Raw genomic sequence first — 23843 nt, forward strand, 5'->3', positions numbered from 1 at the left:
ATGCCTGCCGTGCTGCCTCATCCTCCTGCCCAGCCTGAAGCGGCCGCGCCGCCGCGCGCCCCCGTCACCGTGCTGGATTGGTGGCAGTGGTTTGGCCGGCAGGCCGGACTGGAATTTCCGCGGCCCCAGCCGGTGCCGCCCGCTGCCCTGCCGGCGCCCTACCGCCAGTTGCTGGCCCACGGACAGGACATGACCTCCACCCTGGAACGCTTTTACCAGACCCGCCTGAGTCTGCGCGCCCTGCGCACGGAACGGCGCGGGCCGTTTTATGTGCGGGAAGTGCTGCTGCTGGCGGCGGGCGGGCTGCCGGTGGAATACGGCGTCATCTGCGTGCGGCTGGCGGCCTTTCCCCCCGCGCTGCAGGCGGAGATTCTGGCCGAGCGCCTGCCCCTGGGCCGCCTGTTACAGGACCACGAACAGCCCTGTGTCTGTCGCCCGCAGGAGTTTTATCGCCTCGCGCCCCATCCCTATCTGGCCGCGCAATTGGGGCCGGGCGCCGCGCCCGCGGCCTATTACGGGCGCCGCAATTTGCTGCTCAACGGCGAGCATCGGCTCCTGGCCGACGTGATGGAAATCCTCGCACCCCGCGCGGAGGCGGTGCAGGGGCCGCTGCCGGTGGATTACCATGCGCGATTTGGACAATGCATGATGGAGGATACGCAACCATGAAAACGCAGCACATTTATGATGCCGTGGTGATTGGCGCCGGACCGTCCGGCTCCACCGCCGCGGCGCTGCTGGCCGAATATGGGCATCGCGTGCTGGTGCTCGAGCGCGAGAAATTCCCGCGCTACCACATTGGCGAGTCGCTGCTGCCCTTCACCTATTATCCGCTGCGCCGGCTGGGTTTGACGGCGGCCATGCACCAGGCCGGCTTCGTCAAAAAATACAGCGTGCAATTCGTCTCCCCCTCCGGGAAGGCCTCCCAGCCGTTTTACTTTTTCACCCGCTATGAGGCGGAGGTGGCGCAGACCTGGCAGGTGTTGCGCAGCGAGTTTGATTTGCTGTTGATGAACAACGCCCGCGCCAAGGGCGCGGAAGTGCGCGAACAAACCACCGTGCTCGATTTGTTGCGCGAGGACGGGCGCGTGGTGGGCGTGCGCGCCGCCGGCCCGGACGGCAGGGAATACACCGTGCGGGCGCGGCTCACCCTGGATGCCTCGGGCCGCGACGCTTTGGCCGCCGGGCGCTTCAACTGGCGCGTGCGGGACCCCTATCTGAAAAAATTTGCCGTCTGGACCTACTACGAGGGCATCCCGCGGCCGGAGGGCATTGACGCCGGCGCCACCACCGTGGCGTTTCTGCCGCAAAAGGGCTGGTTCTGGTACATCCCGCTGCACGGCGACCGCATCAGCGTGGGCGCAGTGGCCGAGGGGCCATACCTCACCCGCGACGGCGTGCGCGAGCCGGAGAAGATGTTTCAGCGCGAAATCCAGAACAACGCCTGGATTGCGGAGCAGCTCAGCAAAGGCCGCCAGGTGGGCCCGTACTGGCTGACCAACGAATTTTCCTACCGCTCGCGGTATGGCGCGGTGGATGGGCTGGTGATGCTGGGAGATGCCTTTGGCTTCCTGGACCCCGTGTTTTCCTCGGGCGTGATGCTGGCGCTCAAAAGCGGCATGCTGGCGGCCGATGCCGGCCACGCCGCCCTGCAGGCGGGCGACGTCTCCGCCGCGCGTTTCACCGAGTACAGCCGCTTGATGCGCGAGGGCATCGAAAACATGCGCAAACTCGTCTATGCCTTTTACCAGGAGAGCTTCAGCTTCCGGGATTTGACCGACAAATACCCCGAGGTGCAGGGGGATATCACCGACTGCCTGTCCGGGGATGTGAACAAGGATTTGAGCCGGTTGTTCGAGCGCGTGGCCGAGTTTGCCGAAGTGCCCGAACCGCTCCCGTACGGAGAGGTGCTGACGGCCGAGGAGGCCGTGGCGGCAAAGTAGTCCACTACACCCGAAACCGGCCGTGCAAGCGCGAAACGCTAATCCCCCCCACCCTGAAACCCTGCGGACGCCAGACCTGGCCCCTGGCTTTGGTGGGATGAAGGTTGCTGCTCATGCCCTCTGAATTTGTCCATCGCCGTCGCGTGGAGTTTGCCGAGACCGACATGGCCGGCATCATGCACTTCACCAATTTCTTCCGCTTCATGGAAAGCGCCGAGCATGCCTTTTTCCGCTCGCTGGGCTTCTCGGTGGCCCGGCCGGATGGGGACGGCCGCCTGGGCCTGCCGCGCGTGCACGCGCACTGCGATTACCTGGCGCCCCTGCGCTTTGAGGATGAAGTGGAAATCCGCCTGCGCGTGGCCAAAAAATCCCGCCGCAGCCTGACCTATCACTTTACCCTGCGCCGCGTCCATCCCGCCCCCGAGGTGGAGGCCGCGCGCGGCGTCATCACCGTCGTTTGCGTGGAACATCGCGCCGACGGCACGTTGAAGGCTGTGCCGCTGCCGGAAGCGCTCGCGCGCGCCCTTGAAGCCGCGCCGCCGGAAGAGCGCCGGCGGGCGGGGGGCATGCCGCTTAAAAAACGCTCTTAACCCGGAAACCTTGTTATGCCGCAATCGAATACCCATGCTGATTCCACCTGGCTGATGTTTGCCCTCATGACCGTGCTGTGCTGGGGGCTGTACGGCATCTTTCTGCACCAGGGCCAGCTTGCCATGCAGGACCCCGCCAACGGCCGCATGAAAGCCTTTCTATGCGTCGGCCTCGCCTACTTCCTGACCGCCGTGCTGGCGCCGCTGGCGCTGCTGCTGGCCAAGGGCGCCACGTGGCATTATCCCCTCAAAGGTTTTTCCTGGTCCCTGCTCGCCGGCATCGTGGGCGCCGCGGGTGCGCTGGGCGTGCTGCTGGCCTTTGGCGCCCGCGGCACCCCGGCCGTGGTGATGTCCATCGTGTTTGCCGGCGCGCCCATCGTCAACGCTGTGGTCGGCCTGCTCCTGCATCCCCCCGCCGGCGGATGGTCCCGGCTGCCGCTGCCCTTCCTGCTGGGCATCGTGCTGGCCGCCACCGGCGGAGCGCTGGTCACGTTGTATAAACCGGCGCCTGCTCCCGCCAAACCCGCCGCGGCCGCCACCGCGCCGGCAACGCCGGCGCCGACTTCCGCCCCCCAATGAGCGCCCTCCCCGCCCCGCTTGTCCCGCCCGCAGAACCGCCCCCCGAGAACTTGACGCGGGCGGAGCTGCTGCGCCTGCAACACGAAAAGTTGCGGACGCTGGTCCGGCTGGCGCGCGCGCAAAATCCCTTCTACCAGCGCAAGTGGGCGGGGCTGGACTTCCGGGAAGACATCGAAGAGCCGCAGGCCTTGCTGCAACAACTCCCCTTCACCACCAAGGCTGAGCTGGTGGCAGACCAGCAGGCGGCGCCGCCGTATGGCACCAATTTGACTTTTGCGCTGGAGCGCTACATCCGCTGTCATCAGACCAGCGGCAGCACCGGCGCGACCTTGCGCTGGCCCGATACCCGCGAAAGCTGGGCCGCCATGCTGGACGCCTGGGCGCAGATTTTTCGCGCCGCCGGCGTGACCGCGCGGGACCGCCTGTTCTTTGCGTTTTCCTTCGGGCCGTTCATTGGCTTCTGGTCCGCCTTTGAATCTGCCGAGCGCCTGGGATGCTTTTGTTTTCCCGGCGGCGCGATGAACAGCGAGGCGCGGCTGCGGGCGTTGCTGGACAATCACTGCACAGTGCTGCTGTGCACGCCCACCTATGCCCTGCATCTGGGACAGGAAGCGCGCGCCGCGGGGCTGGACCTGAGCGCCAGCCGCATCCGCCTCATCATCACCGCCGGCGAACCCGGCGGCAGCGTGCCGGCCGTGCGGGCGCGGCTTTCCCATGCATGGAATGGCGCGCGCGTGTTTGATCATCACGGCATGACCGAAACCGGCCCGGTGACGTATGAATGCCCCGCCCGCCCCGGCGTGCTGCATGTCATGGAAAATGCGTTTGTGGCGGAAGTGGTGGACCCCGCCACCGGCCAGCCAGGCGTCCGCGAGGGCGAGCTGGTCTTGACGACGCTGGACCGCCTCGGCTCACCCGCCATCCGGTATCGCACCGGGGACCGGGTCCGCCTGGCGCCCGTGGGAGTGTGCGAGTGCGGGCGGCATTTACTGGCCCTGGAGGGCGGCATCATCGGGCGCGCCGATGACATGGTCATCGTGCGCGGCGTCAATGTGTACCCCGCCGCGGTGGACAATTTGATTCGCGGCTTCAAGGACGTGGCCGAGTACCGTGTGCATTTGCTCCAGACTGGCGCCCTGCCGGAGCTGATGGTGGAAATCGAACCGGCGCCGGAAGTGCGGCACCCGGAAACCCTGGCGCAACGGTTGCGCTGCGCTTTTCACACCGCCCTGGGCCTCCGTGTGCCCGTGCGCCTCGCGCCCCCGGGCAGCCTGCCCCGCTTTGAAATGAAGAGCCGCCGCTGGGTGAAATTCGGCGCCGCGCCGGAAGCGCCGGCGCATTTTCCCGACTCCTTCCCGCCCCTCACCCGTTAAGTCATCGCGGCGGGCGCTGCCTCTCGCGGCGCGGGGTTGGGCGCCCGGCTTGCCATTGGCGAGGCCCGGCGGGCGGCTGCGTTGGCACGGCGGATGAACAGCGGTTTGGCCCACAAGTACAAGCCGGAAAGCGTGAGGAAAAACAGCGCCCCGCCCATCAGGGTCATGACCGCCACGCCGATGGGGCCGCCTATCTTGCCCGTGTGCAGATGCAGCAGGAATTTCCCCCAATCGAAAGCTTTGACCGGCGCACCGTCCGCGCCCCGCCGCACCTTTTCATACTCGCCCTTGGCGAAACGCGCTCCCGTCTCCGCGGAGACCCACAATTCCGCGCCGTCCTTGCGTTTGATTTTGTACAGCCACTCCCCCTGCTCCATTTTCAACTCCACGCGCTCCAGCGGCGCCTCTCCCCACTCGCGGCGGGCCAGCGCCAGCGCGTCCGGCCAGGCAACCCGCTGCTCCAGCAGGTTGCCCGCGTGGCGCGGCGCCGGAGCGGAAGCCGGCTTGTCCCCCGGCCGGGCGGCGGTGGCGGGCGGCGGAGTCTCCAGACCCAGCGCCTGAAAGATGGGCTTCTTGTAATTCAACACCATCCCGGTGAGGCTGAAGATGAGCAGAAACAAGGCCGCCGCCACGCCGGCCCAGCGGTGCCAGACACGGAATTTCAGCAGCCATGCGTTTTTGGGGGCAGGCGCAGCGGCAGGGTTGATGTTGGGGACACTCATGGTTGGCACAACGGATAAAAGTCTATTTCAAGTTTGCCGGCAATGGGCGGTGACGGAGGATTAGTCCTCCTTGAACTCTCCCTTGGACTCCTTGTCCTGTTCCTTCGAGGCGATGGTGATGACCCGGCCGTCACCCATGACTTTGTTGAACACCCGGGCATGCCACTTCACCGGCCCCAGCTCGCCTTTGTTGATTTTTTCCTGAACCTTTTTGGGGTCATCCGAGTCCCAGGGTTTGAACAAGTCAAAGGCCATGTCCATGGTGGTCCGGGCGGAAAACCGGTTTTTGTACAAGTCCTCAGGTTTCCGGCCCAGGTCCACCCCTTCCACCTGGTAACTGGTGCCGCGGCGCTCGAACACCGGCGTGGCCTCCACCGCATCGCCGGCATCCGCCGGGCAACGGAAGACGCGGGAAGGGGACGCAGCGGAGCCGCCCACGTAGGGGGCCAGCAGCAGGTGGATGCCGTTGGTCAACGTTTGGAGTTGTTTGCCTTTGGCGAGGTCCTCGGCCTTGAGGCTGGTCTTTTTGACTTCGTATTTGATGGGCATGGAGTCGTCATTATCCTGCGCATACATGGCCATGCCCAGGTACACCTGCCGCAGGTTGGACCCGCAGCTCGCGCGCAGGGCGCGTTGTTTGGCGCTGCTGAGCGCCGGCAATAAGAGGCTCGCCAGCAGCGCCACGATCGCCATGACCACGAGCAATTCAATGAGGGTGAATCCCCCTGCCTGCCGCGCGGCGGCGGAGGGGCCGGACTTGGATAGACGCAAGCGCATCGTTTGCATGTCCCTACCCTTGGCACATTTTTCCTCCGGCCCGCTATCGCTGCCTTGCGCATGTTTGTCGGCGGCTTGCGAAACAGCGCCGGCGTCACCCTGGACCCGGCGTTTTTGGGGCAAAACTTGACGCTGGGCATCCCGGCGAGTAGGTTGGCAGGGTTAGATTATCGTCATTATGAATAATTTCCTGGTGCCAATGGTGGTCGAGCAGACGGGGCGCGGCGAGCGCGGCTATGACATTTATTCCCGGCTGCTGGTGGACCGAATTGTCTTTTTGGGCACGGCCGTGGACGACATGGTGGCCAACCTCATCATCGCCCAGTTGCTGTTCCTGCAGATGAACGACCCCAAGAAAGACATCCATCTCTACATCAACTCGCCCGGCGGCAGCGTCACCGCCGGACTGGCGATTTACGACACCATGCAATTCCTGACCTGCGACGTGAACACCTACTGCATCGGCCAGGCGGCCAGCATGGGCGCGGTGTTGCTCGCGGCGGGCACCAAGGGCAAGCGGTATGGCCTGCCCAACTCCCGCATCATGGTGCATCAACCGTGGGGCGGCGTACAGGGCCAGGCCACCGACATCAGCATCCAAGCCAGGGAAATCCTGCGCTTGAAAGACCGCTTGAACGAGATTTTGGCCAAGCATTGCGGGCGCTCGGTGGAGGAAGTGGCCCGCGATACGGACCGCGACCGTTTCATGTCCAGCGAGGAGGCCAAAGAATATGGCTTGATTGACCAGGTGGTGGTCAGCCGCAAAGAAATCGCCGGCGCGAAAAAAGATTAACCTTTTCCCACTTTTGCCGCGATTCCGCGCATAATAAATAGTGGCGGTTCGAGGGGAAGGGACTATTTTTAGGGTAAACCGCCCGGTTTTGACATGGCCCGTATAAAAACAACACCCATGTGCAGCTTCTGTGGCAAGGCGCACACAGAAGTCAAAAAGCTTATCCAAGGCCCGGGCGTTTATATTTGCGATACCTGCGTGCTGCTGTGCAAAAGCGTGCTGGACAAGGAATTGACCCCCGCGCCCCAGCCGTCCCAACCCCCGGCGCGCATCCCGCGGCCCGTGGAGCTTAAGCGGCTCCTGGACGAGTACTGCGTGGGCCAGGAGCATGCCAAGAAGGTGCTCTCGGTGGCGGTGCACAACCACTACAAGCGCATCGCGCACACCTCGCCCGACGGCCAGCCCGCCGGCTCCGGCGAAAAGGAAGTGCAAATCGAAAAGTCCAACATCCTGCTCATCGGCCCCACCGGCAGCGGCAAAACCCTGCTGGCCCGCACCCTGGCGCAGGCGCTGGATGTCCCCTTTGCCATGGCCGATGCCACCACCCTGACCGAGGCCGGTTACGTGGGGGAGGATGTGGAAAACATCGTGCTGCGGCTGCTGCAAAATGCGGACATGGACGTCAAACGGGCCCAGCGCGGCATCATTTACATTGATGAGATTGATAAAATCGCCCGCAAAACCGAAAACGTGTCCATCACCCGCGACGTTTCCGGCGAGGGCGTGCAGCAGGCTTTGTTGAAGATTTTGGAAGGCACCCTCTGCAACGTCCCCCCGCAGGGCGGCCGCAAGCATCCGCAGCAGGAGTACATTCGCGTGGACACCACCAACATCCTGTTCATTTGCGGGGGCGCCTTTGTGGGGCTGGAAAAAATCATCCAGCGCCGCCTGGGCCATCGCGTCATGGGCTTTGGCGCGCCCGCCAGTCAGGCCGAAGCCTCCTCCCCGGGCGCCGAGCGTGATGTCATTCTCAAGCAGGTGGAACCAGAGGACTTGATTACTTTTGGCTTCATTCCCGAGTTCATCGGCCGCCTGCCCATGGTCACGGTGTTGGAAGAGCTGACGGAGGAGCAACTGGTGGCCATCCTCACCACCACCCGCAACGCCCTCATCAAGCAATACACCAAGCTCATGGCCATGGAAAACGTGGAGCTGGAGTTCACCCCCGATGCCTTGCGGGAGCTGGCCGCCCAGGCCATTAAAAAAGGCACCGGCGCCCGTGCCCTACGCAGCTTGCTGGAGCGCCTGATGCTTGACGTCATGTTTGAGGTGCCCGGCAACCGGGACATTGCCGCCGTGAAAATCAATCGGGCCGTGGTGCGCGGCGAGTGTCCCCCCATCATCCAGACCCGCGCCAGCAAAGCGGCGGCCTGAGCTTCCCCCCCCCCGCCGGGCGCGTCCGCGGCCGGCTCTGTGCAATCTCCTTGGCAAAAGGCGGCCTTCCCCCTCATACTGGCCATTATTCCACCGTTACTTATGAAGCGTTTGATTGCCCGCCTGGTGTTTTGCTTGTTGGCGATGGGCGCGCTGTCCCTGCCCTCCGCCGCTCCCCCCGCCCGCCCCAACATCCTGTTCATCATGAGCGATGACCACGCCGCCCACGCCATCAGCGCCTACGGCAGCAAGGTCAACCAGACGCCCCATCTGGACCGGCTCGCGCGCGAAGGCATGCGGTTTGACCGCTGTTTCGCCGTCAACTCCATCTGCACCCCCAGCCGGGCCACCATTTTGACCGGCAAATACAGCCATCTCAATGGCACGCCCGTCTTCAACCGGTTCGACGGCTCGCAACCCACCGTGGCGAAAATGCTCCAGGCCGGCGGCTATTACACCGCCATGATTGGCAAATGGCATTTGGGCAGTGACCCCACCGGCTTTGATTATTGGAACATCCTCCCCGGCCAGGGCCGCTATAATGACCCTGTTTTTTACGATGCGCGCGGGGCGCGGATTTATCCCGGCTACGTGACCGAGGTCATCACCGATTTGACCATCGAGGTCATTAAAAACCGCCCCAAAAACAAGCCCTTCTTTGTCATGTCCCACCACAAGGCCCCGCACCGGGAATGGCTGCCGCATCCCCGCCACCAGGCCCTGTTTGCCAACCGCCGCATCCCTGAGCCCGCCACGCTGCGCGATAATTACGCCGGGCGCGCTGATGCCCTGCGCGAGCAGCAGCAAAGTGTCTTCAAGGACCTGACCCGCCGCGATTTGAAGCTCAAGCCGCCGCCGGGCCTCACCCCCGCGCAGTCCAACCAGTGGCTCAACGTTAAACCCACGGAAGTGGAAATTGAGGAAAACGGCGTCAAGCGCGTCCTGCGTGGCGAGGCATTGAACGCGTGGAAATACCAGCGCTACATGCAGGACTACCTGGCCTGTGTGCAGGGCATTGACGACAATGTGGGCCGGCTGCTGGACTGGCTCAAGGCCAACCATTTGGAGGACAACACCGTGGTCATCTACACCAGCGACCAGGGCTTTTTCCTCGGCGACCACGGCCTCTACGACAAACGCTTCATGTACGAGGAGTCCATCCAAATGCCCTTCCTGGTGCGCTGGCCCGGCGTGGTGCCGGCCGGCACGGTGGTGACCAACCTGGTCATCAATTGCGACTTTGCCCCCACCTTCCTCGACCTGGCCGGCCAGGCCATCCCCGCCGACATGCAGGGCGTCAGCCTCGTGCCGCTGCTGCTGGGCGAAAAACCGGGCGACTGGCGCAAGAGTTTTTACTACCGCTACTACCATGACCCCGGCCATCACAACACCCGCGCCCACTACGGCATCCGCACCGAAACGCACAAGCTCATCTATTACTGGACCAAAAATCAGTGGGAGTTGTATGACCTCGTCAAAGACCCGGACGAGCTTCACAACGTGTATCACGACCCCGCACAAAAGGATTTAGTCAAAAAACTGCAGGACGAATTGAAGCGCTTGAAGGCGGAACTCAAGGACGACGACCAGTTTGCCACCAATCAACCGCCCGATGGTGTGGACGGACCCGCCCCCGCCTGGGCGCCCGATTTCAAACCGCCCCGGCCCAAGGCGGCCCCCTAAACAAGCCGCGTCCCGCCGCACGGCCATCTCGGGCCGTGACAGGAAAGCGCAGGTGCTTTATGGTGCCATCATGTACGACGCGCACAGCCCAGAGCTGTGGCCGGTGTTGACGGGCAGCCTGCTGGCCCTGGTTTGCCTCGGACTTTCCCTCCGCGCCAATCATCGCCGCCGCCTGGTGGACAACATCCCCACGAGCAAAACCAGCGGCGTGTTCATTGGCCTGGTGGAAATCCAGGGCACCGCCGAAACCCACCAGCCCCTGCGCAGTTTTCTGGCGGAAATACCTTGCGTGCATTACCAGTACGAGGTGGCCGAGCACTGGTCCCGCACCGTCACCGAAACCTACACCGACAGCAAGGGCCACCGCCAAACCCGCACCCGGCATGAAAGCGGCTGGAAAACCGTGGACAGCGGCGGCCAGATGATTCCCTTCTTCCTCAAGGATGACTACGGCGCGGTGCTGGTGCGCCCTGAAGGCGCCACCCTCGAGCCTAAAACAGTTTTTTCCACCGTCTGCGGACGCACCGACCCGCTTTACTACGCCAAAGGGCCGGCCTGGGCCGTGGCCAACTCCGACCATCGCCGCCGTTTCACCGAACAGGCCATTCCGCTGCACGCGCCCATTTATGTAATGGGCCAGGCGCGCGAGCGCCAGGACGTGGTGGCGCCGGAAATTGCCGCCGACAAAAACGCGCCGATGTTCCTCATCTCGACCCGCACCGAAAAAGAAATCAGCCGCGGCTATGGCTGGGCATGGTACGGCTGGAATGCCTTGGGGCTGTTATTTGCAGCGGGCGGGGCGGCGTGGAGTTTTGGCGCAACGGCCTCGCCCGTGCTGGCCGCCGGCGCAGCCGTCATCCTTTATCTGGCGCTGCTGTTCGTGGGATGGATGTGGGTGGTGTTCAACAGCATGGTGGACCTGCGCAACCGCGTCCAGCAAGCCTGGTCGCTGGTGGATGTCCAGCTCAAGCGCCGCCATGACCTCATTCCCAACCTCCTGGCCGCCGTGAGCGGCCTGCGGAATTACGAGCGTGACGTCCAGGAGACCCTCGCCCTCCTGCGCGCCCAAATGCAGGCCACCGCCCCGGGCCAGCCCGGCCCGGACCCGGCGGCCGTGGGCCAGCGGCTCGTCGCGCTGGCGGAACATTATCCGGAACTCAAGGCCCACGAGTCCTTTCTGCGCCTCCAGCGCGAGCTGGCCGACACGGAAACGCGCATTGCCCTGGCGCGGGGGTACTACAATGACATTGCCACCCACCACAACCTGCGGCTGGAGCTGATTCCGGACCGCTTTCTGGCCCGGCTGGCCGGCCTCCAGCCGCGCCCGCTCATGGCCGCCAACGACTTCCAGCGGCCGCCCGTCCTGGTGGAGGCCGCGCCGCCGGCCGCCTGAATCCCTCATGGTTGGCCAGCGCCGGGAGGGCCGGCGTGGCCGCCGGCCCTCCCCACCGTGGCTTAATCTTTTTCTGACGCCAGCTCTTCGTTGGTGAGGGCGTTGTAGATTTTGAACTGCTCCGCGTGGAAGCTGGGGTCGGCGCGAAAACTCAGCCGCCCAAAATATTTCTTCTCCATCTCGATGATGAGCTTCTCGTCCTCCTTGCGCAGGCGCTCCAGCACGGTGGGATGCACCACCACGCGCAACTGGAAGTCCGACTCGTCGCGCGGCCGCTTCTTGAGAATCTCGGCCAGGCGGCGCTGGATTTCCACGCTCATGGAGAGGGCGCTCTTGACCTTGCCGCGGCCTTTGCAATAGGGGCAGTCATCAAACACCGAGGCCCGCACACTTTCCGAATGCCGCTGCCGCGTCATTTCCATCAAGCCCAGTTGCGAGATGGGCAGGATGTGCGTCTTGGCGCGGTCGCGCTTGAGGCACTCGAGCATCTTGCGATAGACCGCCTGGCGGTCGCGCGGGTGCCGCATGTCAATGAAGTCCAGTACAATCAGCCCGCCAATGTTGCGCAGGCGCAACTGGCGGCAGATTTCCTCCGCCGCCTCGAGGTTGACCTTCAGGATGGTGGACTCCTGGTCCTTGGTGCCCTTGTGGCGGCCGGTGTTCACGTCAATCGCCACCAGCGCCTCGGTCTCGTCAATCACCAGATGCCCGCCGCTCTTGAGGGTCACCTGCCGCGAGAAGGCCTGCTCGAGCTGCGGCGTGATGTTGAACTTGTCAAAGATGGGCGTGCTCTCGGTGTAGAGCTTGACCTTGCTCACCGAGCGCTTGGAAATGCGCCCAATCATCTGCTTCATCCGCTCGCAGGCGGCGGCGTTGTCCACCACGATGCGCTCCACGTCCTCGGTGAGGAAGTCGCGCACCGTGCGCTCAATCAAATCCGGCTCCTTGAAGACACACGAGGGCGCCGGCTGGGTGCGGATGCGCTCCTGGACGCCGGCCCATTCCTCGAGCAGCAGGGCCAGGTCGCGCACGAAATACCGCGCCTGCTGCCCCTCGCCCACGGTGCGAATGATGACCCCCATTCCATCGGGAATGTGCAGGTTGCGCAGGATTTTTTTCAGGCGCTGGCGCTCCTCATGATTCTCGATTTTGCGGGAGATGCCCGACTGCTCCGAGTTGGGCAGCAACACCAGGTAACGGCCGGGCAGCACCAGGTTGGTGGTGACGCGCGGCCCCTTGGTGCCAATCGGCCCCTTGGTCACCTGCACGATGATGTCGGAGCCGGGCGGGTACACGCGCGGAATGTCCTTTTGCGTAATCTTGGGTTTCTCGCGCTCGCGGCGGCGGCTGGTCTCGCGCTCCACCACTTCCACGCTGCTGTCAAAGTTGCTGGGCACAATGTCCCAGTAATGCAGGAAGGCATTTTTCTCGTAGCCAATGTCCACAAACGCGGCCTTCAAGCCGTCCTCCAGGTTGCGCACCTTGCCTTTGTAGATGCTGCCGGCCATGCGCTCCTCATTGGTGCGCTCGATGGTGAACTCCTCCAGCCGCCCGGCCTCCAGCACCGCCACGCGGGTCTCGAGCGACTCCACGTTGATGATGACCTCCTTGTGGCTGCGCTGCACGGGCCGAATGAGCCGCTTGACCTTGGTGATGACCTTGGTGGCCGCATGCTTGATGGACTCCACCAAGCCCTTGGGTTTTTCCTCAATCTCCACCGGCTGATACTCCTCGGTGACCTCGGCCGGGGTGTCGAGGTTGGGCGCGCGAAACTCCTGGCTGCGGCCGCCCTCGGTGGGCGGCGCTTCCGGCGCGGGCACCGGCGGGGCATCCGGCGGCAGGCCGGCGGCCAGATTTTCGGCGCGTTGGATTTCCGCCTCATGGCGGCGGCGGTCGTAGATGGATTCCACCTCGGCCTTGGCGCCCAGCGCCTCGGCGCGGGCCTCCTGGGCGGCGCGCTCAACCTTGGCAGAAGGAGGCTTCAACCCGCCGGTGGGGCGGAATCGCATGCCGCCACGGCGGCGGCCAAAAGAACGTCCTGATTCACTCATAACCTTTAGTCCCTTCGATGGAGGTACACGTTGTGCAGCAAGCCCAGACCGACCAGCGTGCAAAGCACGGAGCTGCCGCCATAACTGAGCAAAGGCAGCGGCACCCCGGTCACGGGCAGGATGCGAATGTTCATGCCGATGTTGATGAAGACCTGGCTGAAGAGCAGCACCACGATGCCCACCGCCAGCAGCTTGCCCAGGCGATCCCGCGCCAGGGCAGCCATCCGCAGGCCGCAGCCCAGCACCACGCCATACAAGCCCACCACCAACGCGCTTCCCAAAAAGCCCTTCTCCTCGGCGATGACAGAGAAGATGAAGTCGTTGTGGGCCACTCCGCGCGGCAGATACCCCAGGGCGATCTGGGCCCCCTGCCGCCAGCCTTTGCCGGCCAATCCGCCGGACCCGATCGAAATAAGCGCCTGGCGCGAGCAGTATTCATCATTCTGCTGTTGCAGGCGCAGGCGCTGCAACTCCGCCGGAGTGGCTTGCGGCGGAGCAAAACGGGTATAATCCAAACCAAAAAACACCAGCAGCCGGCGCCGCTGGTAATCCTCCAGTTTCAGCCGCCAGTTCGGCGGCGCAAACAACACATCCACCAGCAGCAGGCTCACCAGCAGCAGGCCGGCCAGCCCCAGCCGCACCAGGTACCGGGGCGGCGTGCCCGCCACCACCAGCATGGCCAGGGTGACCGGCAGCAAAATCAGCGCCGAACCCAGGTCGGGTTCGCGTAAAATCAACACAAACGGCAGCGCCATCAAACCCAGTGCCGTCCAAAACGTCCGCACCTGCCGCAGCTCCTCCACCGGCCGGCTCAAGTAATGCGCCAGCGCCATGATCAAGCCCAGCTTGGCAAACTCCGAGGGTTGAATCTGCACCGGCCCCAAATCAATCCACCGCATCGCCCCCCAGCCGTGGCTGGTGCCGATGCCGGGAATGAGCACCAAAATCAGCAGCAGGATGCAGCCCCAATACCCCACCAGCGCAAAACGCAGCAGGCGCGGATACGGCACGGCACAGGCCCCGATGGCCAGCGCCGCCCCCAGCGCGCACCAGACGGCCTGTTTGAAATGATGCTGCTGGTAGAACGGCAGGCTGCGCAACGTCTCGCTGCCCAGCGTGGCGCTGTAAATGAACGCCAGCCCAATCACCAGCAACATGCCCACCGCCCCCAGCAACAGCCAGTCCACCACCGGCTGCCGCTCATTCAATATGGACAGGGACGCTTTCATTCCGCCAGATGCAGAGCCAGCGGCGCCGGATGTTGCCGGTCCCGCAAGGCCTTGAAAATTTGCGCCGCCACCGGCGCGCACGTGTAACCGCCGGAGGCGCCGCTTTCCACCATCACCACCACCGCGTAACGCGGCTGCTCATACGGCCCGAAGGCCACAAACCAGGTGATTTTATCCACCAGCCGCCGGCCTTGTTTGACTTCCGCCGTGCCGGTTTTGCCGCCGATGCGAAAGCCGGGCACCGCCGCGCGCCGGCCGGTGGCGTCCGGGTCCTCCACGTCCGCCAGCATCGCCGCCCGCACCAGCTCGAGGTGCCGCGGGTGCACGCCCAGCTCCCCGCGCCAGCGCGGCGGATATTCCACCACGTTCTGCCCCAGGCCCGTGATTTCCATCGGCGCCACCCGCTGCACCAGGCGCGGATACAACACGCGCCCGCCGTTGGCAATCGCCGCCGTCATCACCGCCATCTGCAGCGGATTCACCGCCAGGTACCCCTGGCCAATGCAGAGGTTGGCCGTGTCCCCCTCGCTCCACGCCACGCCGCGCGCGCGCCGTTGCTGCAGCCATTCACGGGTGGGAAAGAACCCGCCATCGTTCTGGCCGGTGGGCAGGTCCAGCGGCTCCCCCAAATGCAGCCGCTGGCCCAGCCGCAAAATCGCCTCCAGCCCCGCCCGCAGGCCGTAATGGATGAAATAATCATTGCTCGAAAGTTTGAAGGCGCGCTGGAAATCATACGGCCCCGGCGGCGCCGTGTCGGCAATCCGCGTGTCGCCCACCTGGGCGTAACCTTTGCCCTGATAGATTTCCTGCGGGTCCAGCACGCCGGCCTCCAGCGCCGCCAGCGCGGTGATGATTTTGAAAATGGAGCCGGGCGGATACCGCTCCTGCGTGGCGCGGTTGATGAACGGCCGCTGATGCGGGTCATTCAACTGCTCCATCAACTCCGCGGAAATGGAGGGCAGGAAATCATTCGGATTATACGCCGGCGCCGAGGCCAGCACCAGCAAATCCCCCACCTGCACATCCATCACCACCACCGCCCCGCGCGTGGGCTGGCCGGTGTCGCGCCCGGCGTCCGCCAGCGCTTTTTCGGCCACGCGCTGCAGCTCCATATCCAGCGTGAGCACGACGTTCATGCCCGGCTCGGCCGGCGTCCAGATGTTCTCACTCTGGCGGTAGCCGAGGTAATTCACCAGCACCGACTTCACTCCCGCGCGCCCGCGGAGTTGCGCGTCAAACACCCCTTCAATGCCAATCACCCCGCGATAATCCGGCAGCCGATAATTGAAAAAGGCCTCCTCGCCCTCAAAGGAGGAATTGTCCTTCCGCAAATAACCCAGCACATGCGCCGCCAGCGGGCCCTGATGATAAACGCGGATGGGCTGCACATCCAAATCCACCCCCACCGGCAGCACGGTGTTCTCCATCAGCCGCGCCACCTGGTTCGAGTTCAAATCCATCACCGCCGGCAGCGGCAGCGCGCGGCGCTGGTCATAATGCGCGTGGAACACCGCCGGCGTCAGTTCCGCCGGCTCGCCCAGCAGATACCCCAGCCGCGCCACCACATTGCTGGCCACCAGGTAACGCGCCGCCCGGGCCAGCGTGCCGCGCTCCTCCCGCGTCAACCCCCGCTGGTATTGGGCGCGCACGCGGGCGGCTTCGTTGGAAACCAGCACCGCATACGCCTGGCGGAAATAGGGGCTGAGCGCCTCCAGGTAAACACTGGCATGATAGGCGGGCCGGTTTTCCGCCAGCACCCGCCCCTCCCGGTCCAGAATCTTGCCGCGCACCGCCGGGATGCGCACCGTGCGGAAGGCCTGCGCCACCTGGTCCTCGGCATATTTTTTGCCGGCCACAATTTGCACATACCACAGCCCGCCCAATAAAATGAGCAGACCGGCGGCCATCACCCCCGCCAGCGCCTGCAAGGGGCGGTCACCCTGGTGCAAATTTTCCAGCATTGCCATGGTGGTTTAATGTCGTCCCCGCACAATGTCCCGGGCCATCGGCCAGCCTTGCCCCGTGGCCGTGGGATACGTGACGGCGCCCAGCAGCCGGTCCAGCCCCCGAAACAACCACGGGGTGAGGGCGCCGCCCGCCACGGTCATGAACACCCACGGCCACAGAGAGCCCCAGCCCACCAGCGGCTCATAACCAAAGGTCAGCAACAACAGCACCTGCAACAGCGGCGCCGCCGCGCTGGCCGCCAGTCCCAGGGTCACCTGCGCAAAAGTTTCCTTCCGCAAAATCACCTCCCGATTCCGCAGCACCACCACCCCGATTAGCAGGAGCGGCGCGGTTGTGCTGCCCAGCGGATTGCAGGACAGCGCATCGGCCAGCATCCCGCCCGCCAGCGCCAGCAGCATCATCCACCCCGGCGTGCAGCTCAACGCCGCATACACAATCAACGGCGGCAACAGGCTGACCTGCGCGCCCAGCCACCGTTGCGGCCAGTCCATCACGCACGGCAGAAACGCCAGCAACCAGGTGGCGCCCAGCAACAGGCTGTGGGGGAGCAGTTTCATGGCAGCAGCACCCAGACCTCCTCCAGCGCGCTGAAGTTCACCGCCAGCCGCACACGCGCCTCCACGTACAAGCCGTCCACCAGCCGCCAGTCCGCAATGTCCCCAATGGGAATGCCCGGTGGAAAAATCCCCCCCAAACCGCTGGTGACCACCCGCTGGCCGGGCTTCAACTCGGTTTGGCGGGAAAGATACGACAGCTCCACAAACTGGTTTTTCCACGAGGCCGAAGCCCCCGGCAGCACGATGCCCGAGTCCTGCGCCTCCGGCACCAGGGCGGCCACCCGGCATTTGGGATCACCCAGCAGCACCACCAGCGAGCGATGCTCCGCGCATTCATGCAAACGCCCCACCAACCCCTCCGGCGTGACCACGGGATAATTGGGCCGCAAACCATCGGCCAGGCCGGCGTCAATGTGCAGCGCGCGCCACCAGTGGGCGGGGTCCCGCCCGATCACCCGCGCCAGTTTCATTTTCCACGGCGCCTGGGCCTTCCACCCCAGATGGCGGCGGAGCGCCTCGTTTTCCCGATACCATGCGGCGGCTTGATGCTGCCGCAGGCGCAGCTCCTGGTTTTCCCGCCGCAGGCGCTCGTTTTCCTGCAGCAATTCGGCGCGGGGGACGGTGAGGGCGCCAGCCTGCTCCACAACGCGGCCGGTGGTTTGGGAGAGGCCAAAGAGAGGAAGAAACAGGGCGGCGGCGCCCTGCTTGAGGCGCGCGGTGGCGCGCTCCGGCAGGCCCATCAGCAGGAGGGCCGCCAGCGCCGCCGCGCCTAACATCCACCAATGTTGTTTGCGTAACATTTCGCCGCCACGTCCCGCGTGGAGGCGAACGCCGCGCCAGGGCATTAACCTCTGGGCTGCGAAGTAACCCGCTTCAAGAACTCCATTTCCTGCAACACCCGCCCGGTGCCTTCGGCCACGGCGGTGAGGGGGTCGTCGGCAATGTGCACCGGCAGGCCGGTCTCCTCGGAGATCATCCGGTCAATGCCGCGCAACAGCGCGCCGCCGCCCGCCACCACGATGCCGCGGTCCACCAAATCAGCGGACAATTCCGGCGGGCATCGTTCCAGCGTGATGCGCACAGATTCCAAAATCTGGGAAAGCGGTTCCTGCAATGCCTCGCGAATTTCCTCGGACCGGATGGTGATGGTCTTCGGCAACCCGGCGCCGAGATCGCGACCTTTGACTTCCATGGTTAATTCCTGCTCCAGCGGAAAGGCCGAACCAATGCGAATCTTGATTTCTTCCGCGGTGCGTTCGCCAATCATGAGGTTGTAGGTGCGCTTCATGTGCGCCACAATGGTCTCGTCAAACTCGTCTCCGCCCACCCGCAGGCTGCGGCTATAGACGATGCCGGCCAGGGAAATGATGGCAATTTCACACGTGCCGCCACCAATGTCCACAATCATATTGCCGGCCGGCTCATGCACGGGCATGCCCACGCCAATGGCCGACGCCATCGGCTGCTCAATGAGATACACCTCCCGGGCGCCCGCATGAATGGCCGAATCGCGCACGGCGCGTTTCTCCACCTCGGTGATGCCCGAAGGCACGGCCACCACCACCCGCGGGGCGATCAACTTGCGGTAATGCACTTTTTGAATGAAATGCCGCAGCATCGCCTCGGTGATCTCAAACTCCGCGATCACCCCGTCCTTCATGGGGCGGATGGCCACCAGATTCACCGGCGTGCGCCCAATCATGCGCTTGGCCTCTTCTCCCACCGCCACAACATTGGTCGTGCCGGCCTGAATGGCCACGACACTCGGCTCCCGCAGCACAATGCCACGATCCCGCACGTACACCAGCGTGTTCGCCGTGCCCAGGTCTATGCCTATGTCGTTGGAGAACAGGCTCTTTAGTTGCGCCAACATGTGCGTGTACCCGACAACGCTCAGTGGTCTATTAAGCGGGCTGTCCCCCCAAAGGTCAAGCGGTTAAACAACCCTTTTCTCCCCCAGGCCGTCCTCCCGCCCAGCATCCTTGCTCGACATCGCCACCCCCTCGGTTTATCCTCCCCGCCATGAGGCGTTACCAGAATTTCATCGGCGGCGAGTGGACGGCCGCCCACCAGCAGGCCGTCTTTGTCACCCACAATCCGGCCGACACCCGCGAGACGGTGGCCGAGTATGCCGCCGGCGGTCAACCCGAGGCCCGCGCCGCCATCGAGGCCGCCCAGGCGGCCGCTCCCGCCTGGGGCGCCATGACCCCCGTGGCCCGCGGCCGCATCCTCAGCGCCGCCTCCCAGATTTTGGACGCCCGCAAGAAAGAGCTGGCCGAGCTCCTCACCCGCGAGGAAGGCAAAACCCTCGCCGAAAGCGCGGGCGAAGTGCAGCGGGCCGTGGACATTTTCCGCTTTTACGGTGGCCTGAGCTACACCGTGGGCGGCCAGACCATCCCCCATGACCTGCCCGGCAATTTCTTGTACACGCGCCGCGAGCCGCTGGGCGTGGTGGCGCTAATCACCCCCTGGAATTTTCCCATCGCCATCCCCGCCTGGAAACTCGCCCCGGCCCTGCTGGCCGGCAACGCCGTCATCCTCAAGCCCGCCTCGCAGGCGCCCGCCATGGCCATGGAGCTGGCGCGCGCCCTGGCTGAGGCCGGCCTGCCCAAAGGCGTGTTGAATGTCGTCACCGGCGAAGGCCGGGCGGTGGGCGCGGAATTGGCAAACCACCCCGCCGTAGCGGCGCTTTCCTTCACCGGCTCCTACACCGTGGGCCAGACCATTTACCAGCGGCTGGCCCTGCGCATGGCCCGCGCCCAGATGGAAATGGGTGGCAAAAATCCAACCCTCGTGCTCGCGGACGCCGATTTGGACCTGGCGGTCAACCTGGTAATCAAGGCCGGCTTTGGCCTCACCGGCCAGGCCTGCACTGCCACCAGCCGCGTGATTGTGGAAAAAGCCGTGCTGCCGGCATTCATGGACAAACTGGTGGCGCGCACGCGCGCGCTGAAAGTTGGCCCCGGTTACGCTCCGGGGGTGGACATGGGGCCGGCGGTCAGCGCCGCGCAACTGGAATCCAATCTGGCCTATGTGCGCGGCGCGGTGGCCGAGGGCGCCACCCTGATTTACGGCGGCGAGCGTTTGGAGGAGGGCGAGCTGGCGCATGGCCATTTCATGCAGCCCACCATCCTGGCCGGCGTCAAACCGGCTATGCGCATCGCCTGCGAGGAAGTCTTCGGGCCGGTGCTGGCCGTGCTGGCGGCGGATGATTTTGAGCACGCGCTCTCTCTGGCCAACAGCGTGGAAATGGGCCTGAGCGCCTCGCTGGTGACCCGCGATTTGAAGAAGGCCATGATTTATGCCGAGCGCATCCAGGCGGGCGTGGTCAAAATCAACCAGATTTCCACCGGCCTGGCGTTGCAGGCGCCCTTTGGCGGCGTGAAAAAATCGAGCACCGATTCCTTCAAAGAGCAAGGGCCGGGGGCCCTGGACTTTTACACGCGCATCAAAACGGTGTATCTGGATTATTCCGTGTAAGCGGGCCAGCCGCGCTGGCGGCGCGCCGCGCCCCGCCCATCCGCCGGCGCAACGCCCCATCCCACACCCCCGGGCAGACGCGGCAGGCGGCCGGCCCGAGCGGGGAGTGGCCTGATGCCAACCGGCCCCGCTTTCTCCTGCTTGAACAACACGGCACTTGCACTGTCCAACTGCCAGAGGCAAAAATGCGGTTCGGATGACGGCCAAAAGCCCATGCCCGATGGGTTCAACCTGGTGGAACTTGCGCCGGTGGACGGCGCAGGTGTGGGCCGCGGTTTGCTTGGTCCTCGCGGCGCTGGAGGCCGGAGCGGCGCCGGTGGAGTTGCGGGTCTCCTCCACCAACCTGAGCGTGGGCCAGACGGTGGAATTGCAGATTGTCTTTGACAACGTCGTCCCCAAAGCCGTGCCACGCATTGAAGCGCCCGGTTTGCAAATTCAGTACGTGGGGCCTTCGCAGGTCATGCAAATCATCAATGGGCAGGCCATTCAGCAAATCACCCTGAATTACCAGCTCACCGCGCCGCAGGCCGGCACTTTTGTCATTCCGCCGGTGCGCATCCCCATCGGCGACCAGTGGGTGACCACGCAGCCGGTGGCCCTGCAGGTCACCGAGATGGACCCCGCCATCATGCAGCAACAGGCCTTTTTCCGCCTGCATCTGGCCCGCAGCAATCTCTACGCCGGCGAGCTGGCGCTGGTGACCGTGGACCTCTACGCCGTGGCCGAGCAGCAGGGCACGCCCGAATGGTCCACCACCGGCTTCACCGCGGGCCCCTGGCAGGCCCAGCGCCCGCAGATGGTCTCCTTTGGCGGACGCAATTTTGTGCTCCATCGCTATCAGACGTATGTGCTCGCGCATCAGCCCGGCCGCGGCGAGCTGGGCCCCGTGCGCTTTCAAGCCCGCCTGCCCGCGCCCAATGCGCGCCGCAGTTTCTTCTTCAATGAAATTTTGGACTGGCGGCAGGTCATCGTGACCAATGCGCCGTTGTCCGTGTCCATCCTGCCGCTGCCCCCCAACGCCCCGCCTCACTTTGTCGGCGCCATTGGGCCGCTGCAAATGCGCGTCACCGCCTCGCCCACCAACGTGGCCGTGGGCGACCCCATCACCGTGAAGGTGGAATTGTCCGGTGAAAACATGCTGCTCGACACGCTGCGGCTGCCGGAGCAACCGGCCTGGAGCGCCTTCAAGGTGTATCCGCCCACCTCCAAACTGGAAAACACCGGCCCGCTCGGACTGGGCGGGCGCAAGGTCTTCGAGCAGGTGGTGGTGCCCCAGAGCCTCGATACCAAAACGCTTCCCCCCTTTCAGCTCAGTTACTTTGACCCGGCGCGCGGCCAGTACCAGACCTTGAGCGGGCCGGAGTTTGCGCTCGTGGTGCGGCCCAGCGCGGGCGTGACGCCGTTCCTGCCCGTGGAAGAAACCAACGCCGTGGGTCTGGTCGCCATCAAACCGCATCTGGGCACGCTCACCGTGCCGGCGCCCCCGCTGTGGCAACGCCCCTGGTTCCTGGCGCTGCAATTGCTGCCCGTGGCCTTCTTCGCCGGCTCCTGGGGTTGGCGCCGCTGGCAGGACCGGCTGGCCGCCAACCCGCGGCTGCGCCGCCAGCGCGAGACGCAACGGGTCATCGCGCGCGGCTTGCAGGAGCTGCAACAACTGGCCCAAAAAAATCACGCCGATGCCTTTTACTCCACCTTGTTCCGCCTGCTGCAGGAGCGCCTGGGGGAACGGCTCGACCTGCCGGCCTCCGCCATCACCGAGGCGGTCATTGACGAGCGGTTGCGCCCCGCCGGCGTGGAGGCGCCGTGGCTGGCGGATTTGAGCGCCTTGTTTCAGGCCTGCAACCAGGCGCGGTACGCCCCCGCCGCGGCGCCCGCCGACCTGGCCGCCATGCGGGCCAAAGCCGTCGAAGTGCTCCGCGCATTGGAACAACTGGAACTCAAGGAGCCAAGGGCATGAAAAGATTGGGGCAGTGGCTCATCCTGTTGGCCGCCTGGGGATGGCTCGGCCTGGCGTTGCCGGCCGCCACACCGGAAGAAGAATTCTCCCGCGCCAATCAACTGTGCGAGCAAGGGAATTATGCCGAGGCCATTGCGCGTTATGAGCAATTGTTGCAGAGCGGCAGGGTCTCGCCCGCCTTGTACTACAATTTGGGCACCGCCTATTTCCGCGCCGGCCAGCCGGGCCGCGCGCTGTATGCGTTGCGCCACGCCGAGCGCCTGGCCCCGCGGGACCCGGACATCCGCGCCAATCTGGCCTCCGTCCGCCGCGCCGTGAGCGGCAGCGAAGACACCGGCCCGCGCGGTCTGGAGGCACTGCTGGGACGGCTGACGCTGAATGAGTGGGGCTTGCTGGCGGCCGCCACGCTTTGGCTGTGGCTGGGCGTGCTGGGCCTCGGGCAATGGTTTCCGCGCCGGCGTGCCAGCCTCCGCAGCACCGGCGGTCTGCTGCTCGCCACGTGGCTGGCCGCCATGGCCTGCCTGAGTGGCGCGGTGTACTTTCAACAAATGCAGCGCGTGGCCATTGTCGCGCAAAAAGACGTGCAGGCCCGCCTGGCCCCTTATGACGTTTCCAAACCCGTTTGGAGCCTGCCCGAGGGCGCCGAAGTGCGCGTGATGAGCGAAAACCAGGACTGGTTGGAAATTCGCGATGACCGCGGCCGCGCCGGCTGGCTCAAGCGGGACCAGGTTTTGCTTTGGCCCCGCTAAGCCGGCGCCAGGGCCACAAGGCCAACAACGCTGGCAAAAGGCAAACCGCCAATCCCCACGGCTGCCGCTCTGGGCCACCCGCCCAAAACCATAACCCCAAAATCCACAAGCTCCAGGCAGCCGGCCCCCACACGCTGCGCGGGCACGGCGCGGGACATTTGCGAATCAGCCACGGCGTCCAGAGGACCTGCCACAAACAAACTACGCCCACGGCCACCGGCGCGGCTGGCCAAAAATTGAGGCCCGCCAGGAGTTGCAGTGGCAGCAGCGCCAGCACGGCGGACAATAGCATCAACTCCCAGCCGTAATGAGGGCGCCCCAGCCGCCAGCCCCACAAATCTTGCGCCAGCAGACGCGCAGCCAGCCAGGCGGGCGCCAGAAGCACGGCGGCCGTTGCATGCGGCTCCAGTGCTTGAAAAAGTTGAAGTCCTCCTCCTGCTTTCATCCATCCCAAGACCGCAACCCAGGCGCACAACACCGTGCCTGCCCACACCACGAGAGTTTGGGGCCAGTTCAAATATCGCACCCAACCCAGTAACAAAAACACGTGGGCGGCCAGCCACAGCGAAACCGCGACAAGGACGGACTCCTTCCCCAACAACCCGGCGGCGGGAAAAATATCCAT

General features: G+C 64.8%; 21 protein-coding genes. 12 read left to right on the forward strand and 9 right to left on the reverse strand.

Features of this window, described 5'->3' with window-relative positions:
- The 5 genes from NXS98_RS13325 (at position 1) to NXS98_RS13345 (ending at position 4485) form a co-directional block, all read left to right on the forward strand.
- A complete protein-coding gene (locus tag NXS98_RS13325) occupies positions 1-669 on the forward strand; it encodes a hypothetical protein (protein WP_283845507.1) in 669 nt (222 codons plus the stop codon).
- Complete coding sequence (locus NXS98_RS13330) at positions 666-1943, forward strand: NAD(P)/FAD-dependent oxidoreductase (RefSeq protein WP_283845508.1); 1278 nt, start codon at positions 666-668, stop codon at positions 1941-1943. Before NXS98_RS13325 ends, NXS98_RS13330 begins: the two co-directional genes overlap by 4 nt.
- Positions 1944-2056: 113 nt before the next feature.
- Positions 2057-2533, forward strand: coding sequence for an acyl-CoA thioesterase (locus NXS98_RS13335; RefSeq protein ID WP_283845509.1), 477 nt, complete (start codon positions 2057-2059; stop codon positions 2531-2533).
- Between the two features lie 15 nt (positions 2534-2548).
- On the forward strand, positions 2549-3112 hold the full coding sequence (locus NXS98_RS13340; RefSeq protein WP_283845510.1) for a hypothetical protein: 564 nt from the start codon (positions 2549-2551) through the stop codon (positions 3110-3112).
- Entirely contained in the window at positions 3109-4485 is a 1377-nt protein-coding gene (locus NXS98_RS13345) for a phenylacetate--CoA ligase family protein (RefSeq protein WP_283845511.1), read from the forward strand. The genes NXS98_RS13340 and NXS98_RS13345 overlap by 4 nt, the downstream gene beginning before the upstream one ends.
- On the opposite strand, the gene NXS98_RS13350 is transcribed toward NXS98_RS13345, so the two are convergent.
- Complete coding sequence (locus tag NXS98_RS13350) at positions 4482-5207, reverse strand: PepSY domain-containing protein (protein ID WP_283845512.1); 726 nt, start codon at positions 5205-5207, stop codon at positions 4482-4484. The genes NXS98_RS13345 and NXS98_RS13350 overlap by 4 nt on opposite strands.
- 60 nt (positions 5208-5267) lie before the next feature.
- Positions 5268-5993, reverse strand: a complete 726-nt coding sequence (locus NXS98_RS13355; RefSeq protein ID WP_343214105.1) for a type II secretion system protein — start codon at positions 5991-5993, stop codon at positions 5268-5270.
- 169 nt (positions 5994-6162) lie between these two features.
- On the opposite strand from NXS98_RS13355, the gene clpP reads away from it, so the two are divergent.
- The 4 genes from clpP to NXS98_RS13375 all read left to right on the forward strand — a co-directional run bounded on the left by clpP (position 6163) and on the right by NXS98_RS13375 (position 11227).
- Positions 6163-6777 (forward strand): ATP-dependent Clp endopeptidase proteolytic subunit ClpP, encoded by a 615-nt coding sequence (clpP, locus tag NXS98_RS13360; RefSeq protein ID WP_283845513.1) that lies wholly within the window; start codon positions 6163-6165, stop codon positions 6775-6777.
- Between the two features lie 93 nt (positions 6778-6870).
- Positions 6871-8151 (forward strand): ATP-dependent Clp protease ATP-binding subunit ClpX, encoded by a 1281-nt coding sequence (gene clpX, locus NXS98_RS13365; protein ID WP_283845514.1) that lies wholly within the window; start codon positions 6871-6873, stop codon positions 8149-8151.
- Between the two features lie 102 nt (positions 8152-8253).
- Positions 8254-9834 (forward strand): sulfatase family protein, encoded by a 1581-nt coding sequence (locus tag NXS98_RS13370; protein ID WP_283845515.1) that lies wholly within the window; start codon positions 8254-8256, stop codon positions 9832-9834.
- A gap of 70 nt (positions 9835-9904) precedes the next feature.
- On the forward strand, positions 9905-11227 hold the full coding sequence (locus NXS98_RS13375) for a LemA family protein (RefSeq protein WP_283845517.1): 1323 nt from the start codon (positions 9905-9907) through the stop codon (positions 11225-11227).
- A 62-nt stretch (positions 11228-11289) separates the two neighbouring features.
- Here the strand turns inward: NXS98_RS13375 and NXS98_RS13380 are convergent, their stop codons facing one another.
- The 6 genes from NXS98_RS13380 to NXS98_RS13405 are packed head-to-tail and all read right to left on the reverse strand — an operon-like array spanning position 11290 to position 18905.
- Positions 11290-13278: an Rne/Rng family ribonuclease gene (locus NXS98_RS13380; protein ID WP_283845518.1), complete on the reverse strand. Its 1989-nt coding sequence runs from the start codon at positions 13276-13278 to the stop codon at positions 11290-11292.
- Positions 13279-13283: 5 nt separating this feature from the next.
- Positions 13284-14507: an FtsW/RodA/SpoVE family cell cycle protein gene (locus tag NXS98_RS13385; protein ID WP_283845519.1), complete on the reverse strand. Its 1224-nt coding sequence runs from the start codon at positions 14505-14507 to the stop codon at positions 13284-13286.
- Positions 14504-16474 (reverse strand): peptidoglycan D,D-transpeptidase FtsI family protein, encoded by a 1971-nt coding sequence (locus NXS98_RS13390; protein WP_283845520.1) that lies wholly within the window; start codon positions 16472-16474, stop codon positions 14504-14506. Before NXS98_RS13390 ends, NXS98_RS13385 begins: the two co-directional genes overlap by 4 nt.
- 6 nt (positions 16475-16480) lie before the next feature.
- Entirely contained in the window at positions 16481-17032 is a 552-nt protein-coding gene (locus NXS98_RS13395) for a hypothetical protein (protein ID WP_283845521.1), read from the reverse strand.
- Entirely contained in the window at positions 17029-17832 is an 804-nt protein-coding gene (mreC, locus tag NXS98_RS13400) for a rod shape-determining protein MreC (RefSeq protein ID WP_283845522.1), read from the reverse strand. The genes NXS98_RS13395 and mreC overlap by 4 nt, the downstream gene beginning before the upstream one ends.
- A gap of 44 nt (positions 17833-17876) precedes the next feature.
- On the reverse strand, positions 17877-18905 hold the full coding sequence (locus NXS98_RS13405) for a rod shape-determining protein (RefSeq protein ID WP_283845523.1): 1029 nt from the start codon (positions 18903-18905) through the stop codon (positions 17877-17879).
- Between the two features lie 149 nt (positions 18906-19054).
- Here NXS98_RS13405 and NXS98_RS13410 point away from each other — a divergent pair, with 149 nt between their 5' ends.
- From NXS98_RS13410 to NXS98_RS13420, 3 genes are all read left to right on the forward strand, one after another.
- A complete protein-coding gene (locus NXS98_RS13410; RefSeq protein WP_283845524.1) occupies positions 19055-20512 on the forward strand; it encodes an aldehyde dehydrogenase family protein in 1458 nt (485 codons plus the stop codon).
- Positions 20513-20732: 220 nt separating this feature from the next.
- Positions 20733-22469 carry a BatD family protein gene (locus NXS98_RS13415; protein ID WP_283845525.1) on the forward strand — a complete coding sequence of 579 codons (1737 nt, stop codon included), beginning with the start codon at positions 20733-20735 and terminating at the stop codon, positions 22467-22469.
- A complete protein-coding gene (locus NXS98_RS13420) occupies positions 22466-23218 on the forward strand; it encodes a tetratricopeptide repeat protein (RefSeq protein WP_283845526.1) in 753 nt (250 codons plus the stop codon). The genes NXS98_RS13415 and NXS98_RS13420 overlap by 4 nt, the downstream gene beginning before the upstream one ends.
- On the opposite strand, the gene NXS98_RS13425 is transcribed toward NXS98_RS13420, so the two are convergent.
- Positions 23184-23843, reverse strand: coding sequence for a hypothetical protein (locus tag NXS98_RS13425; RefSeq protein WP_283845527.1), 660 nt, complete (start codon positions 23841-23843; stop codon positions 23184-23186). The genes NXS98_RS13420 and NXS98_RS13425 overlap by 35 nt on opposite strands.

This window comes from Fontisphaera persica (assembly GCF_024832785.1).
Lineage (GTDB): Bacteria > Verrucomicrobiota > Verrucomicrobiia > Limisphaerales > Fontisphaeraceae > Fontisphaera > Fontisphaera persica.